The organism is Paracidovorax sp. (genome assembly GCF_057642795.1).
Genome location: NZ_JBXYZY010000029.1, coordinates 193,850 through 208,157, shown reverse-complemented (window position 1 = coordinate 208,157; position 14,308 = coordinate 193,850). Strand labels below are relative to the sequence as shown.

At 68.7% G+C, this 14,308-nt stretch carries 13 protein-coding genes and 2 pseudogenes; 3 read left to right on the top strand and 12 right to left on the bottom strand.

The features are described from left to right. Positions 1-33: 33 nt before the first annotated feature. The 8 genes from AC3A84_RS12150 to AC3A84_RS12115 form a co-directional block, all read right to left on the bottom strand. A complete protein-coding gene (locus AC3A84_RS12150) occupies positions 34-1,185 on the bottom strand; it encodes a mechanosensitive ion channel family protein (protein WP_487969876.1) in 1,152 nt (383 codons plus the stop codon). Positions 1,186-1,345: 160 nt separating this feature from the next. Continuing rightward, positions 1,346-3,139 carry an alpha,alpha-trehalase TreF gene (gene treF / locus AC3A84_RS12145; RefSeq protein ID WP_487969875.1) on the bottom strand — a complete coding sequence of 598 codons (1,794 nt, stop codon included), beginning with the start codon at positions 3,137-3,139 and terminating at the stop codon, positions 1,346-1,348. A 13-nt stretch (positions 3,140-3,152) separates the two neighbouring features. Next, on the bottom strand, positions 3,153-4,034 hold the full coding sequence (locus AC3A84_RS12140) for an SDR family NAD(P)-dependent oxidoreductase (protein ID WP_487969874.1): 882 nt from the start codon (positions 4,032-4,034) through the stop codon (positions 3,153-3,155). Positions 4,035-4,215: 181 nt separating this feature from the next. Beyond that, complete coding sequence (locus tag AC3A84_RS12135) at positions 4,216-4,782, bottom strand: DUF1439 domain-containing protein (RefSeq protein ID WP_487969873.1); 567 nt, start codon at positions 4,780-4,782, stop codon at positions 4,216-4,218. A gap of 143 nt (positions 4,783-4,925) precedes the next feature. Next, positions 4,926-5,753: a tRNA-uridine aminocarboxypropyltransferase gene (locus AC3A84_RS12130; RefSeq protein ID WP_487969872.1), complete on the bottom strand. Its 828-nt coding sequence runs from the start codon at positions 5,751-5,753 to the stop codon at positions 4,926-4,928. A gap of 65 nt (positions 5,754-5,818) precedes the next feature. Further along, positions 5,819-6,004 carry a hypothetical protein gene (locus AC3A84_RS12125; protein WP_487969871.1) on the bottom strand — a complete coding sequence of 62 codons (186 nt, stop codon included), beginning with the start codon at positions 6,002-6,004 and terminating at the stop codon, positions 5,819-5,821. 78 nt (positions 6,005-6,082) lie between these two features. Next, positions 6,083-6,688, bottom strand: coding sequence for a class I SAM-dependent methyltransferase (locus AC3A84_RS12120; RefSeq protein WP_487969870.1), 606 nt, complete (start codon positions 6,686-6,688; stop codon positions 6,083-6,085). 111 nt (positions 6,689-6,799) lie between these two features. Next, positions 6,800-7,183, bottom strand: a complete 384-nt coding sequence (locus AC3A84_RS12115; protein ID WP_487969869.1) for a VOC family protein — start codon at positions 7,181-7,183, stop codon at positions 6,800-6,802. 153 nt (positions 7,184-7,336) lie between these two features. Between AC3A84_RS12115 and AC3A84_RS12110 the strand changes: the two are divergent. After that, positions 7,337-8,313: pseudogene (locus tag AC3A84_RS12110) on the top strand (Fic family protein); the annotation flags it as partial. Between the two features lie 44 nt (positions 8,314-8,357). Here AC3A84_RS12110 and AC3A84_RS12105 read toward each other — a convergent pair. The 4 genes and pseudogenes from AC3A84_RS12105 to AC3A84_RS12090 all read right to left on the bottom strand — a co-directional run bounded on the left by AC3A84_RS12105 (position 8,358) and on the right by AC3A84_RS12090 (position 12,690). Continuing rightward, positions 8,358-8,738 carry a hypothetical protein gene (locus AC3A84_RS12105; RefSeq protein WP_487969868.1) on the bottom strand — a complete coding sequence of 127 codons (381 nt, stop codon included), beginning with the start codon at positions 8,736-8,738 and terminating at the stop codon, positions 8,358-8,360. Between the two features lie 266 nt (positions 8,739-9,004). Further along, positions 9,005-9,331, bottom strand: a pseudogene (locus AC3A84_RS12100) (GNAT family N-acetyltransferase); the annotation flags it as partial. Positions 9,332-9,451: 120 nt separating this feature from the next. Then, entirely contained in the window at positions 9,452-9,730 is a 279-nt protein-coding gene (locus AC3A84_RS12095) for a hypothetical protein (protein WP_487969867.1), read from the bottom strand. Next, on the bottom strand, positions 9,727-12,690 hold the full coding sequence (locus AC3A84_RS12090; protein ID WP_487969866.1) for a DNA topoisomerase III: 2,964 nt from the start codon (positions 12,688-12,690) through the stop codon (positions 9,727-9,729). Before AC3A84_RS12090 ends, AC3A84_RS12095 begins: the two co-directional genes overlap by 4 nt. Before the next feature lie 96 nt (positions 12,691-12,786). Between AC3A84_RS12090 and AC3A84_RS12085 the strand changes: the two genes are divergently transcribed. Next, positions 12,787-13,398: an SET domain-containing protein gene (locus AC3A84_RS12085; RefSeq protein ID WP_487969865.1), complete on the top strand. Its 612-nt coding sequence runs from the start codon at positions 12,787-12,789 to the stop codon at positions 13,396-13,398. Beyond that, the gene (locus AC3A84_RS12080) at positions 13,395-14,285 is read left to right on the top strand and encodes a biotin--[acetyl-CoA-carboxylase] ligase (RefSeq protein WP_487969864.1); all 891 of its coding nucleotides are present in this window, start codon (positions 13,395-13,397) and stop codon (positions 14,283-14,285) included. Before AC3A84_RS12085 ends, AC3A84_RS12080 begins: the two co-directional genes overlap by 4 nt. Positions 14,286-14,308: the final 23 nt, after the last annotated feature.

The window sequence follows — 14,308 nt, the reverse complement described above, 5'->3', positions numbered from 1 at the left end:
CTACGAGGGTGGTCTGCTATTTAATTCATAGCATCATGCCGACAAGGGCTGGCTGGTGCCCGCCTGCAGGGGCGCTGCCGGGGGCAGCGGCGGCAGGCTGGCCACGTGCAGGCGGCGTTCGGGCACGGCGAAGTCCACGCCCAGGGCCTCCAGCTCGCGCATCAGCGCGAGGTTGATCTTCTGCTGCAGGTCCATGTAGACGTTGTAGCCCGCATCCAGAACGATATAGACCACCTCGTAGGCCAGGCCGGTCTCGCTGAACGATTGCAGGTGGGCGCGGTCGAAGCGCGCGTTGGGCTCGGCCTCGATGATGCGGCGCACGGCCTGGGCGATGGCCTCGGCCGTGTCGGCGCGGGTGCCGTAGGGCACGCGGAAGTTGAACACGATGCGCCGCTCGCGCATGTGGCGGTAGTTGTTGATGGTCTGCTTGAGCAGGTCGGTATTGCTCATCACCACCTGTTCACCGCTCAAAGCGCGGATGCGCGTGGTCTTGACGCCGATCTGCTGCACCGTGCCCGCCACGCTGCCCACGACGATGAAGTCGTCCACCTCGAACGGCTTGTCCACGGCGATGGCCATGGAGGCGAACAGGTCGCCCAGCACGTTCTGCACCGCCAGCGCGATGGCGATGCCGCCCACGCCCAGGCTGGCCACGAAGGCGGTGATGTTCACGCCCAGGTTCGAGAGGATGGCCAGCAGCACTGTCGCCCAGAGCAGTGTGCGCAGGCCCCAGGACATGAGCGTGGCCGATGCGCTCATCTGCGCCGGCCCGGTGGCGCCGTGGTGCTGGCGGTAGCGGTCCACCACCAGCGCGGTGGCGCGCGTGCCCCAGAGGCCCACCTGCAGCGCCAGCGCCAGGAACCAGAGCTGGTCCACCTTGGCCGGCCAGCGGCCTGGCAGATCGAGCAGGCCCGCGCCCACCAGCAGCGCGGCCAGCAGGATCAGCAGGCGGCTGGTGCCGGCCAGCACCTGCAGCGCAATGGAGGCCGGCCCGCCGCGCGGCGCATCGGGAGCCTGCTCCGCCGCGACCTTCTGCGCCCGGCCCACGGCCCAGCGCAGCAGCAGCGTCAGCACCAGGTAGGTCAGCAGAGAGGCTGCTGCAGCGATCAGCAGGCTGGAGGCCGTCAGGCCCCAGAAGGTTTCGGTGTGCAGCCAGGCGGTGGCGGAAGCGAGCTCTTTATCCATGCGGGTGAATCCTCTCTCTGTGAAATGACGAAGGTTTGAAAGCTGTTGGCGAAGGCGGGAACGCCGCTGCGGCGCGGCTGCAGCGCGTGGCTCTGCGGGTTCTGAGGCAGTGGCGCGAGGCCGGGCGCAGACGGATGCGCCCGTGCCTGCCGCCGGCGGATCAGCCGCCGGGCGCGGGGTTGTCGTCCGTGGCGGTGGGCTCGTCGGCCCAGCCCTGGCGCATCAGGCTTTCGTCCGGGGGGCCGTAGTAGATGGCGTGGGCGGCGGCTTCGGTGTCATAGCGCGGATCCAGCCAGCACTGCACCACGCCGTTGGTCCAGCCGAAGCCGTCCTGCAGCGGGTATTCGCCGCCATCGCCGCCCGCGGCGGTGTCGTGCTCATGGGCGCGCAGGGCGTATTTCTCGACCAGCTTGCCTTCGCGCTGATAGACGGCGCGCACGGTGTCGATCCAGCGGCGGCGCACCTCCAGCGCCAGCTCGCGGTGGCCGTAGCGTTCCAGCCCGCGCACGGCCATCCACTGCAGCGGTGCCCAGCCGTTGGGCCGGTCCCACTGCTGGCCGCTGGCGCATTCGGTGGTGGACAGTCCCCCGGGCGCCAGCAGCCGTGCCTGCACCGTGCGGGCCACGGCGGCGGCCTGCGCCTCGGTGGCCATGCCGGCGTAGAGCGGCACCAGCGTGGCGGCGGTCAGGCAGGTGCGCAGCGTGCCCGCCTTCCAGTCGTAGTCGAAATAGGCGCCCTCGGCCTCGTTCCAGAGCAGCCGGTTGACGGCCTCTCGCCGGTGCGCGGCCAGCTCGTGGAAGTGACGCGCCGTGGCGGCGTCGCCCAGGCTCTGGCTGGCCTTGGCGATGGAGACTTCGAGCCGGTAGAGGAAGGCGTTCAGATCCACGGGCAGTAGCTGCGTGGTGACGATCTGCGAGAGCTGCAGCGTGGCCGGATCGGCCGCGTCGGGGGCGCGCAGCCAGCGGGTGGAGAAATCCCAGCCCGACTCGCAGGCCGCGCGCAGGTCGCGATAGACCTCGGGCGAGGGGCGGTCGGCCAGGGACGCGGTCTCCACGTCCTCGCGCCACGATTCCTCGCGAGGGGTGTCGCGGTCGTCCCAGTAGCGGTTGAGCACTTCGCCGCCGGGCAGCGCCACCACGCGGCGGCGCGCATCGCCGGGGTGCAGCACGTGCAGGCCGTCCATCCAGAAGGCGTGTTCCTGCAGCAGCTGCGGCAGGTAGTGCGACACGGGCGGACCGCCAGCCAGCGCGCCCAGTTCGGCCATGGACGCGAAGAGCGGCGGCTGCGAGCGGCTCAGGTAATAGGTGCGCGTGCCGTTGGGCACGAAGCCGAAGGCGTCGATCAGCCGCGCGAAGTTGTCCGTCATGTGGTGCAGCAGCGTGGTGCGGCCCGAGGCCGCCAGGCCCAGCATGGCGAAGTACGAATCCCAGTAGTAGAGCTCCGCGAAGCGCCCGCCCGGCACCACGTAGGGGTGGGCCAGCGGCAGGGCGGAGCCGCGCTGCGGGTGCTCCTTGGGGCTGCGCGTGAGCACGGGCCAGAGCGCGTCGATGTGCTCGGCCAGCGAGAGGCCTGGCGTGCCGACGTAGTCGTCGTTCGTCACCTCGGGCGAGCTGAAATGCTCCATGACGAAGGCGCCCAGGTCGAAGCCGGGCTGCGCGTGCAGCGCTCGGTAGGCGGCCAGGATCGTCTCGGGCTCCTGCAGCGGGGCGCAGTCCACGAAGGTCTTGCTGTCGGCGAACACCTGCTGGCTCTGCACTGCGATGAACAGTTCCTGGTAGCGGTCGGCGGGCGTGCAGTGGTCGCAGGGCGGCGCACCCGGCGCCTGCACGCGCGCGAGGTTCAGGTGGATGCGGTAGGCCGGGTGCCGGTCGGAAATGCGCTGGCTGGCCGCAGCGGGTGCCGCGGCAGCCGGGGCGACGGAGGGCGGTGCGGTGGTGGCGCTCATGCTGCTCATGTCTGTGCGGTCCTCATTGCTCCGCATAGTTCCATAAAAGTCCGCCGTCCACCACCAGCGTGGCGCCGGTGATGTAGGCCGCATCGGGCGAGGCGAGGAAGGCCACCGCGCCCGCCACGTCGGGCGGCGCGCCCAGGCGGCCCAGCGGGATCTGGGCCTTGAGCGCTGCCAGCTTGGCGGGCTGCTGCATCAGCGCATCGTTGATGGGCGTGCGGATGGCGCCGGGCGCCACGTTGTTCACGGTGATGCCTAGCGGCGCCAGCTCGATCGCCATGTTGCGCATCAGCATGCGCAGGCCGCCCTTGCTGGCGCAGTACGAGGTGAAGTGCGGAAAGGGCAGGTCTTCGTGCACCGAGCTCATGTGGATGATGCGGCCGGGCCGCCCGGCGTCGCGCAGTTGGCGGGCGAAAGCCTGGGCGGTGAAGAACGCGCCCTTGAGATTCACGTCCAGCACCGTGTCGTAGTCGGCCTCGGTGGTGTCGAGGAAGTCGGCGCGCAGCTCCAGCCCGCCGTTGTTGACCAGCACGTCCAGCCGGCCGAAGGCGGCATCGGCCTCGGCCACCAGGGCCTGCATGCGCGGCACGTCGCTCAGGTCGCCCGCGAACACCTCGCAGCGCTGGCCGGTGGCGGCGATGCGCTGCTGCGCGCGGGCGGAGCGCTCGTCCTCCTTGCGCACATGCAGGGCGATGTGCGCGCCCTCCTGCGCCAGCCGCTCGGCCACCGCGAGGCCGATGCCCTGCGCGCTGCCGGTGACCAGCGCCACTTGGCCGGCCAGGCGCGGACTGGGCTGCGGGGTGCCGGCGGGCTCAGGCTGTTGCGTGGAGTGGGCCCCAGGCGCGGCGGAGGACGCTGGGGCGTGGGAGGTGGTGGGGGTGGGAGCGGCTGGGGCGTTCATCCTCACAGGGTGGACCCAACGCCGCGCGCGCGGTGCAGGACGGCAGCGCACCTGCAAGTCACCCGGCAGGCCGCCCTGCATGCCATTCATGCCGCCGGCCCAGGTGGAGTGCGCGCATTTAGCTCTCTTTTTCATAGCGCTGTGGGCGCCGTCGTGGCCGGCGCGGTGGGGACGCTGTGCGTCAGGACAGCGGCTTGGGCACCAGTTCCACCGCCAGCCCGCGGTCGGTCACGGTGATGGCGCCGGGCTGCATGCCCAGCCCGTCGGGCAGGGCCAGGTCCTGCGGGCGCAGGGTGTGCAGCACCACCTCGCCCACCGACTCGCGCGCCAGCTGCGGCCCGTATTGCGCCAGCAGCGCCGCCGCATCGGGCCGCAGGTCGGGGAACTCCAGCGTGTTCAGCTGGATGTCGTGCGCCCGCACGGTGCGGTCGCTGGGCTCGTAGCGCAGGCCGAACTCCACGTTCAGCCGACCGGGGTAGCTGCGCCGCAGCAGCGGGCCGCCTGCGTCCACTGCCATTTCGGCAGCCAGCCGGTTGCGCTCGGACTTGAGCGCGATGCGCGGCGCCTGCACGTTCAGCTCCACCAGCCCAGCCAGCGGAAAGCGGCGCGGAAAGCGCTGGGCCAGCGTCTCTTCGATCTCTTCGCGGGGAATGGTGTAGCGCGGCCCGGCCGATGCCGTCGCGGCGCAGCCCAGCAGGGCGGCGAAGACGGCGGCAGGGGCGGTGGCGATCAGGAGGCGGCGTTGCATGGAGTTGTGCGGCTGCGGCGGTCGGGCCGCGGTGAATGTCGGGCCGGCCATCCTATCGCCCGATCGTGGGGCGGATGTAAGAGCGTGTTCACGATCCCCCGCGAGATCGTGAACACGTTCTCAGCGGCTGTCGGGCCGCAGGGTCAGGCTGAGGGGGGCTCCACGGCCTCATCCGGCAGCGCATCGCCCGCCGCCAGGGCCCGCAGCTGCCGGTGCTCGTCGCCGTCCCAGTGCGGCGGCAGCTGGTGCTTGGCCTGCAGATAGTGGTGAGTGAAGACATCCAGATACGCCTCCAGCACGCGGGCGGCGCGGGTCTCGCCCGCCAGCTCCAGGCACAGGGCCGCCACCTCCGATGTGCAGAAATGGTCGCCCCGCGTGGACCGCCGCAGCCTGTAGCGCGAGAGCTGGCCCGACTCCAGACTCAGCACCGGCAGGCTGTCGAGATAGGGGCTCTTGCGGAACATCTTGCGTGCCTCGGGCCAGGTGGCGTCCAGCAGCACGAAGAGCGGTCGCCGGGGGGCTGCCGTTGGCGCTTCCTGTGCCGCCTGAGCGGCGTTGGCCGCCGCGGCGGCCGGCAGCAGTTGCGTGACCACGCGCTGCGGATCGACGAACTCGCCCGGAAACACCACATACGGCTGCCACTGCGGATCGCGCAGCAGCGCCAGCAGGCCCGGGTCCACCTGCGTGCGCGCCCAGCCGAAGGCGAAGGTGTCGGCCACCACATCGGCGATCAGCCAGCCGGTGTTGCTGGGCTTGAGCGGCTCGATGTCGGCCATCAGCAGGCACATGCCCGCCTCCACCGGCACCTGCGGCCGCGCCGCGCACAGGCAGTGGCTGGGCGGCAGCCGGCAGCCCGGGCAGCGCTCGCCCCGCGGCCCGCCCCGGGCCAGGAAGGGCTTGGCGCTGCGGGCGAGGCGCGCGGCGCGCAGGCGGGAGACGGCGTGGGGGGAGGGGGGAATGGGCGCATGCATCGGGCCCGCGATTGTGACTGACGACTCCCTTCGCCGGCCTGGCTGTTGCGGCCCTTGTCACCTGCTTACGGCGGGTTGCCGAAATCCAGCTCCAGCTGCTGTGCGGGCATTGCGGGATCGAGCTGGCGTGCGCGCAATTCGCGGGCACTCTTGCAGCGAAGTGCCGAAACGCCGAGGAAATACATACTTCCCAAGGCGATCAGGCCGATCAGGAGCAGGCTGGTACGTTGCTCAAACAAGGCTTTGCGCAAGAACTCCTTGAATTCCGGTGCGGCCCGCGCTGTCGCTATTGTCTTTCTGGCTTGCGGTGCCAGCGGCAGCCAGTGGCCTTAGCGGCCGACATGCTCCAGCTCGAACAGCGGCACCTCCGCCTCCCGGCTCAGCCACAGCCCGCCGCCCAGCTCCACGAAATGCTCGCGCAGGCCGCTGCGGTAGAGCTCGGCGCTGTGGCGGAAGACGCGGCCGTCGGTCAGGTCCTCGTCGATGATGTCGCGCTCATAGTCCTCGCGCGAGACCGCCTCGATGTAGAGCGCGCCGTGGCACAGGCGGCCCAGGTTGCGCAGCGCGGCCTGCAGGTCGGGCTCGCTCAGGTAGGGCAGCACGCCCTGGCAGATCACGAAGTCGAACGGCTCGGGCGCCGCATAGTCCACCACCGATCCCTGCTGCCAGCCGAAGCGCTCGCACAGATAGGGGCTGAACTCCACGCCCCGGTAGCGGGCGGCCGGGATGTGCTTTTCCACGATGCCCTTCCACAGCCCAATGCCGCAGCCCACGTCCAGTACGCGCAGCACCGGCACCCGGAGGTAGTGCAGGTAGCTGCACACGAATGCGCCCAGCCGCTCCATGTGGGCCGGGTCCACCACGCTGGTCTTCTTGTCGAAATAAAAGCGCTGGTAATAGGCCGCGTCGAAGGTGCTGGGGCTGGCGGATTGCAATGCGGGTTCCTTGGTGGGGTGGGCGAAAGGTTGGAAGTGAAATCGGCTGCCAGCGCACGAAGAATGGGCGCCAGCAGCTATCAAAAGTGAAGCAATGGGCGGTGGGCTATCTCACGCCTGCTGCGGCCGGAAGAGGGCGCAGAGCTTGTTGCCGTCCGGGTCGCGCAGATAGGCCAGATAGATCTTGCTGTCACCGAATTCGCGCCAGCCCGGCGGGTTTTCGCAGGTCGTGCCGCCGTGGGCCACGCCGGCGGCGTGGAAGGCGTCGGCCTGCTCGGGCGAAGCCATGGTGAAGCCGATCGTGCTGCCGTTGCCGTGCGTGGCTGGCTCGCCGTTGATGGGCAGCGTGATGCCGAACAAGCCGGAGGGGCTGCGGTAGAAGAACCGGCTCTTGTTGGCAACGCCGGGCCCGACGCCCAGGGTGCCCAGCAGGGCGTCGTAGAAACGCTTGGAACGTTCGAGGTCCGCGACGCCGACCATGACATGGCTGAACATGAGGTGCTATCTCCGTGGGTAGTAGGAAGGGGGAAAGAAAGAAAACCGGCCTGGGTGGGCAGGGCTGGGGATATTAGCCGGGCGCCGGCGCGGGGTCTGTCTCGCACGGGTTGCGGGGAATAGGGGGTTGATTCGCCGCAGTTATTGCGGTGGATGCGCCGCATAGTCACCGCATGTGGTCAGAAAAAGCCCCGCCGCCGCACCTACTTCCGGCAACGCGCCGGCTGGCCGCAGTGGCGGTTCGATGCCGCCGCCCTGGCCGAAGTGCACCGCGCCCAGGCCACCTTGCAGGCGCTGACGCAAGAAGTCATCACCACCAGCGCCATCGAAGGCGAAGCGCTCAGCCGTGAGGCCGTGCGCTCGTCCATCGCGTGCCGCCTGGGCGTGGACATCGGTGCGCTGGCCCCCGCCGACCGGCATGTGGACGGTGTGGGGGACATGGTGCTGGATGCCACCCAGCGCTTTGCCGAGCCGCTGACGGCCGAACGCCTCTTCGGCTGGCATGCAGCGCTTTTCCCCACCGGCTACGGCGGCCGCCTGCGCATCCAGACCGGCGCCTGGCGCAACGATGCCGCAGGGCCCATGCAGGTCGTCTCCGGCCCCATCCGGCGCGAGACAGTGCATTACGAAGCACCGCCCGCTGCCCGCGGAAACCGCCGCGTTCCTCGAGTGGTTCAACCACCCCTCGCCCCAGGGCGATCCCCTCGTGCATGCCGGGCTGGCGCATCTGTGGCTGGTCACGTTGCACCCTTTCGACGACGGCAATGGCCGCATCAGCCGCGCCGTGGGCGATATGGCCCTGACCCGCGCCGAAGGCAGCGCCCAGCGCTTCTACAGCGCTGAGCGCGCAGATCCAGCGCGAACGCAAGCACTACTACGACCAGCTGGAAGCCACCCAGCGCGGCACGCTCGACGTCACGCCCTGGCTGGCCTGGTTCCTGGGCTGCCTGCTGCGCGCCGTACAGCGCGCCGATGGCCTGGTGGCCGACGTGCTGGCCAAGGCGCAGTTCTGGCAGCGCTGGGCGGATGCGCCCATGAATGCCCGGCAGACCCTGGCGCTGAACCGCGTGCTGGGCGGCATGGAGGGGAACCTGAACAACGCCGAGTGGGCAGCCCTTGCCAAATGTTCTCGGCGGCACACGGGCCCGCCAATCAATCAGTCAACCAGGCCATGTCACCAGAGCTTCCACCATGGCCTTTGGGGGATGGGCAGAACCACCCTCGTTTTGGGGTCGTATTCCCAGTCCGCGGGTTGCGTATAGACCGTGCCGTTGTCATCTTGAACGCTTCCGCCGAAATGTTTGGCAATGTCCAGCATCTTCAGATAGAGCGCGGTGTCCGGCCACTTTGTGTATATGTTGCCGTGGCGCCAGTCGAGCCAAGGTTCTTCATGAAGGGATTTGCCCAGCCAGACAGCGTGATATGGGCTATTCGCTGAAATCAATGCCATTTCTGAATCGCCATGAACGTAAGCCAGCCATTCCTCGGCAGCGATGGATGCGTTCTCGTTATCTGCGAAAAATTCTGCGCGGGTGATGTTCAGTTCTACGCCCATGAGATTCCGGGATGTTGATTTTCAATGTGCGCTTTATGGGTGCTAACTGAGAAGAATTTCGATGTCTTCTGGGTGGTTTTGTCAGAGGTTATTCGCCGTAGATGGATTTTCTTGCTTCCACAAAGTCGATCCAGCGGCCTTCCGAATTCCAGTCCGATGCTGGATGAGTTCTTTCCCCTCATTCGATGTAAAGCTCTTGGGGTGAGGATGACCTCTTCGCGTGTCCATTTGGGGTTTCCATGCCCACTCTTCACTGCCATGGCTATCTAATGCTCAGGTTGCCCGAGAGGATGGAGGGAAATTAAAGATTTGCCCATCGGAAGCGCCCGCAGGTCCGCCCAGACCTGCACCGGGCCGGACGGCTGAAACCCATTTCTCCGGTAGAACGCTTCTGCCGTGCGGGTGCTTTCCAAATGGAGCTCCTCGACACCTCTTTGGCGAGCCATTGCTTCGGCGGCGGCCAGAAGGCTCTTGCCTATGCCGCAGTGGAGGGCTTCGGGCCCCACATAGCAAAGGCTGAGGCTGGATGCAGACACGAGAGCTACGCCGACAAGCCTGACGCCATCGAATGCACCGAGCGGAATGGCGTGCGGCGATGAAAACCAAGCGCGTCAGGAGTTGGATGCTGGTCTCCACGGGCCGACAGGTTCTGCGTTGTCGATGTGGTGCCTTGAAGCCACAGCCAGCCTGGGCGTTTTCCTATCTCCCACAGCTCACCGCGAAGACCGCACTCCCCCCACCCCCACATCGACCGTCCCGAACACCGTCACCCCGCTTTCGCTCGCCTGGGTGCTGGTGGCCGGGTCGTTGGAGGGGCGCGAGGCGATGGTGCCGCAGCCGCTGAGGGCCAGGGCTGCGCAGCAGGCCAGCAAGGCCGCCGCGCCGGCGCGGCGCGCGCGCCCTGGGGCCAGGGGCTGGCCCTCGCGGGCCGTGGCGGCAGAAGAAGAAGGGGCGGGGCCCCTCTCGCCGGTGGCCGTGGTGATCGTCGTCATTCGCCATCTCCTTGCAGATGCTTGCCCAGGATGCCCGCCAGCTCGAACATGCCCGCACTGTCCTTGCCGAACACGGCGCGCAGCTTGGCGTCGGCGACGATGGTGCGCTTGTCCTTGGGGTCCTGCAGGTTGTGGGCCTTGATGTATTCCCAGATTTTCTTGACCGCCTCGGGCCGGGCGACGGGTTCGGGGCCGATCACGGCGGCCAGGGCGGGGCTGGGTGGTTTGCCGGCAGCACTCTTGCGCGGGGCCTTGGCGGCGGTGGTGCCAGAGGCGGCCTTCTTGGCGGCGGGCTTGGTGGTTTTCTTGGCGGCAGCGCCCGTGCGGCTTGCGCTGGCTGCTCCGGTTTTGGTAGCGGCGGCGGTGGTGCTGCCCGCAGCGGTCTTGCGCGGCGGGAACTTGCTGGCCTTTTGCTCGAACTCGAAGTTGACCTTGCCGGCTTCCTTGTCCCAGGCCAGGAAGGCCTTGAAGTTGCGGCGGGTGCGCATGCTGACGAACTTGTCGAGCAGGTCGGTCTTGCCGGTGGCCAGCAGCTTGCTCATCTGCGAGCGCTCCACGGGTTGCTGCAGGATGACCTTGCCGGTCTTGAAGGTGCAGCTGGGCGTGGGCTGGGCGGCGGTGGGCACGGACTTGCTGCAGACGTAGTTGGCGCCGTGTTCATAGACGGGCGCGCCGCAGACGGGGCAGTCGCCCAGGCTGACCTGCTCGCCGAAGTCCACCAGCTCGCCCGATTCCTCGGCGGCGCGGTCGTCGCCGAAGTCGAATTCGAGCTTGTAGTTGCCGGCCTCTTCGTCGCGCACGATGGTGACTTCGGCGGTGAACGGCCAGCCGGCCTTGGAGCGGAAGCCTTCCAGCGGGCCGATGCGGCGGTCGCGCAGCAGCTGGTCGGCCTCGGCGGTCTCGAAGGTGCGGCCGGCGGGCGATTTGCCGAACGAGAAGCCGCAGGCGTCTGAGCCGTCACCGGACTTGCCCACGCAGGCGTAGCGGCGGTAGTTCTCCTTGACCACGCCGCCGCAGTTGGGGCAGGGGGCCGAGAGCGTCGCGTAGTCGCCGGGGATGGTGTCGCGGTCGTATTCCTTGGCCTTCTTGACCATGCGCTCGGTCATGGCGGCGATCTGCTGCATGAAGGCTTCGCGGCTGAGCTGGCCCTTTTCCATCTGCGAGAGCTTGTATTCCCACTCGCCGGTCAGGTCGGCGCGGCAGAGCTCGTCCACCTCCAGGCCGCGCAGCAGGGTCATCAGCTGGAAGGCCTTGGCGGTGGGGATCAGCTCGCGGCCTTCCCGCAGCATGTACTTCTCGGTCAGCAGGCCTTCGATGATGGCCGCGCGCGTGGCCGGGGTGCCCAGGCCTTTTTCCTGCATGGCGGAGCGCAGTTCCTCGTCTTCCACCTGCTTGCCGGCGCTTTCCATGGCGCCCAGCAGGGTGGCTTCGGAGTAGCGCGCGGGCGGCTTGGTCTTCAGGCCCTTGGCCTCGGCGAATTCGGTGCGCACCATCTCTCCGGGCTGCACGGGCACCAGCGGCTGGCCCTTGTCGCCGGCCTTGCCGTCCTCGACCTCGCCCGCCGCTTCCTTGCCGTAGATGGCGAGCCAGCCGGGCTTGACCAGGACCTTGCCCTCGGTCTTGAAGCTGTGGCCCACCACCTGGCTGATGCGGGTGGTGACCAGATGCTCGGCGCTGGGGAAGAACACGGCCATGAAGCGGCGCACGACCAGGTCGTAGAGCTTCTGTTCGGCTTCCGAGAGACCGCTGGGCGCCTGCGTGGTCGGGATGATGGCGAAGTGATCGCTGACCTTGGCGTTGTCGAAGATGCGCTTGGTGGGGCGCACGTAGTTCTGGTCCAGCGCCTGCTGCGCGAAGGGCGCCAGGTGGCGCATGCCGCTGGTGGCCAGCATGCCGAAGGTGTCGCGGGCCACGGGCAGATAGTCTTCGGGCAGGGCGCGCGAATCGGTACGCGGATAGGTCAGCGCCTTGTGGCGTTCATACAGGCTCTGCGCCAGCGCCAGCGTGGTCTTGGCCGAGAAGCCGAACTTGCCGTTGGCCTCGCGCTGCAGGCTGGTCAGGTCGAACAGCAGGGGCGATGCCTGGCTGGTGGGCTTGCTTTCTTCGGTGACGGTGGCGGCCTTGCCGCGCACGGCCTCGGCGATGGCCAGGGCCTCGTGGATCTCCCAGATGCGGTCGGCGCGGGCCTCGGGGTCCTCGCTCTTCTTCCACTGGGGGTTGAACCACTTGCCCAGGTATTCGCCGGCCTCGGCGTGGAAGCCGCCGTGGACTTCCCAGTACTCGCGGCTGACGAACTTGCGGATCTTCTCCTCGCGCTCGACCACCAGCGACAGCGTGGGCGTCTGCACCCGGCCGACGGTGGTCAAAAAGAACCCGCCGCCCTGGGAGTTGAAGGCCGTCATCGCCCGCGTGCCGTTGATGCCGACCAGCCAGTCGGCCTCCGAGCGGCTGCGCGCGGCGCTGGCCAGGCCCTGCATCTGCTGGTCGCTGCGCAGGTTCTCGAAGCCGTCGCGGATGGCCTGGGGCGTCATCGACTGCAGCCAGAGGCGCCGGATGGGCTTGCTCAAGGTCCCCTTGGCGCCGCCGGCGTACTGCTCGATCAGGCGGAAGATCAGTTCACCTTCGCGGCCCGCGTCGCAGGCGTTCACCAGGTCGCCCACGTCCTTGCGCTTGGCCAGCTTGACCACCGCGTTCAGGCGGCTCTTGGTCTTGTCCACGGGCTTGAGGTCGAAGTGCGGCGGGATCACCGGCAGGTGCGCGAAGCTCCACTTGCCGCGCTTGACGTCGAACTCCTCGGGCGCCTGGATCTCCACCAGGTGGCCCACCGCGCTGGTGACCAGATAGCGGTCGTTCTCGAAATGGTCTTCGTGCTTGTCGAACTTGCCGGCAATGGGGGTGAGCGCACGCACGATGTCCTGCGCCACCGATGGTTTTTCTGCAATTACCAGAGTCTTGTTCATTTTGGGGTCTCGCCTCCAGAGGCGCTTCTACAATTCGTGAGCCTCACGCGCGCATGCGCACGCATGTGTGCCTATTCAAACTAACAGAGTTTTGCCATGCCCCGCATTGCCTCGTCCGCCGTTTCCCCATTCGCTCCGGGGCGGCGCATCCAGACCCGGCGCTCGGGCGTGCACGGCAAGGGTGTCTTCGCGGTGCAGGACATCGCCGAGGGCGAGCCCATCATCGAGTACACCGGCGAGATCATTTCCTGGCAGGAAGCGCAGGACCGGCATCCGCACGATCCCGCGCAGCCGAACCATACCTTCTATTTCCACGTCGATGAAGATCGCGTGATCGACGCGAACTACGGCGGCAACTCCTCGCGCTGGATCAACCACAGCTGCGACCCCAACTGCTTCGCCGACGAGCAGGGCGGCCGCATCTTCATCACCGCGCTGCGCAACATCCGTGCCGGCGAAGAGCTGAGCTACGACTACGGCCTGATCGTCGAGGAGCGCTATACCCCCAAGCTCAAGGCCGAATACCCCTGCTGGTGCGGCAGCGCCAACTGCCGGGGCACGCTGCTGGCGCCCAAGCGCGGCTGGGTGCCGCCGGGGCTGGCGCCCAAGCCCCAGGCGAAGCCGGCCGAGGCCAGGCAGAAGAAGAGCCCGCCCCGGCCCCAGGCCGCAGCGCCGGCGCCCGCCCCGGGCCGGGGGCGCCGGGCATGAGCAACAACAACAACGGCACCGCCCCCGTGCGCTGGTTCGCCGAAGACATCTGGCTGGCCGTGGAGCCGGTGCTGCCTGGCTTCACCGTTGAGGTACTGCCCAGCATCGACTCCACCAGCACCGAACTCATGCGCCGAGCCCGCGCCGGCCGCGCCGAGCCCACGTTGCTGGTGGCCGAATCGCAGACCGCCGGCCGGGGCCGCATGGGCCGGCCGTGGCAGAGCCAGGCGCAGGGCACGCCGGCCGAAGGCTCGGGCGCGCTGGCCTCGCTCACCTTCTCGCTGGGCCTGCCGCTGGCGCCGGCCGACTGGTCGGGCCTGTCGCTGGCCGTGGGCGTGAGCGTGGCCGAAAGCCTGCAGCCCGTGCTGCCCGCGCCCGGCAGCGGCGCCCCGCGCATCGGCCTGAAATGGCCCAACGACGTGTGGCTGGACGGCGACCGCAAGCTGGCCGGCATCCTGGTCGAAACCGCCAGCTTCGTCGCGCCCCAGGCCGGCGGATCGGCCCCGGGCGGCGCGCGCTACGTGGTGGTGGGCATCGGCATCAACCTGCTGCCGCGCCCGGGCGACGGCATGAACCGGCCGCCTGCCAGCCTGAGCGAGATCGATGCCGCGCTGGACGCACCCGCCGCGCTGGCCCGCATCGCTGCGCCGCTGGTGGGCATGCTGCAGGCCTTCGAGCGCCAGGGCTTCGCGCCCGTGCAGCCGCGCTTCGCCCTGCGCGACGCGCTGGCGGGCCGGGACGTGACCCTGAGCGACGGCCAGACCGGCATCGCCCAGGGTGTGGCGACCGACGGCGCCCTGCTGGTGCAGACGCCGTGCGGGCTGCAGACCGTCACCAGCTCCGAGATCAGCGTGCGCCCGGCCGGGCAGGCGCTTCCGGCACAGTAGCCTGTCGTCCTTTCCACTCGTAC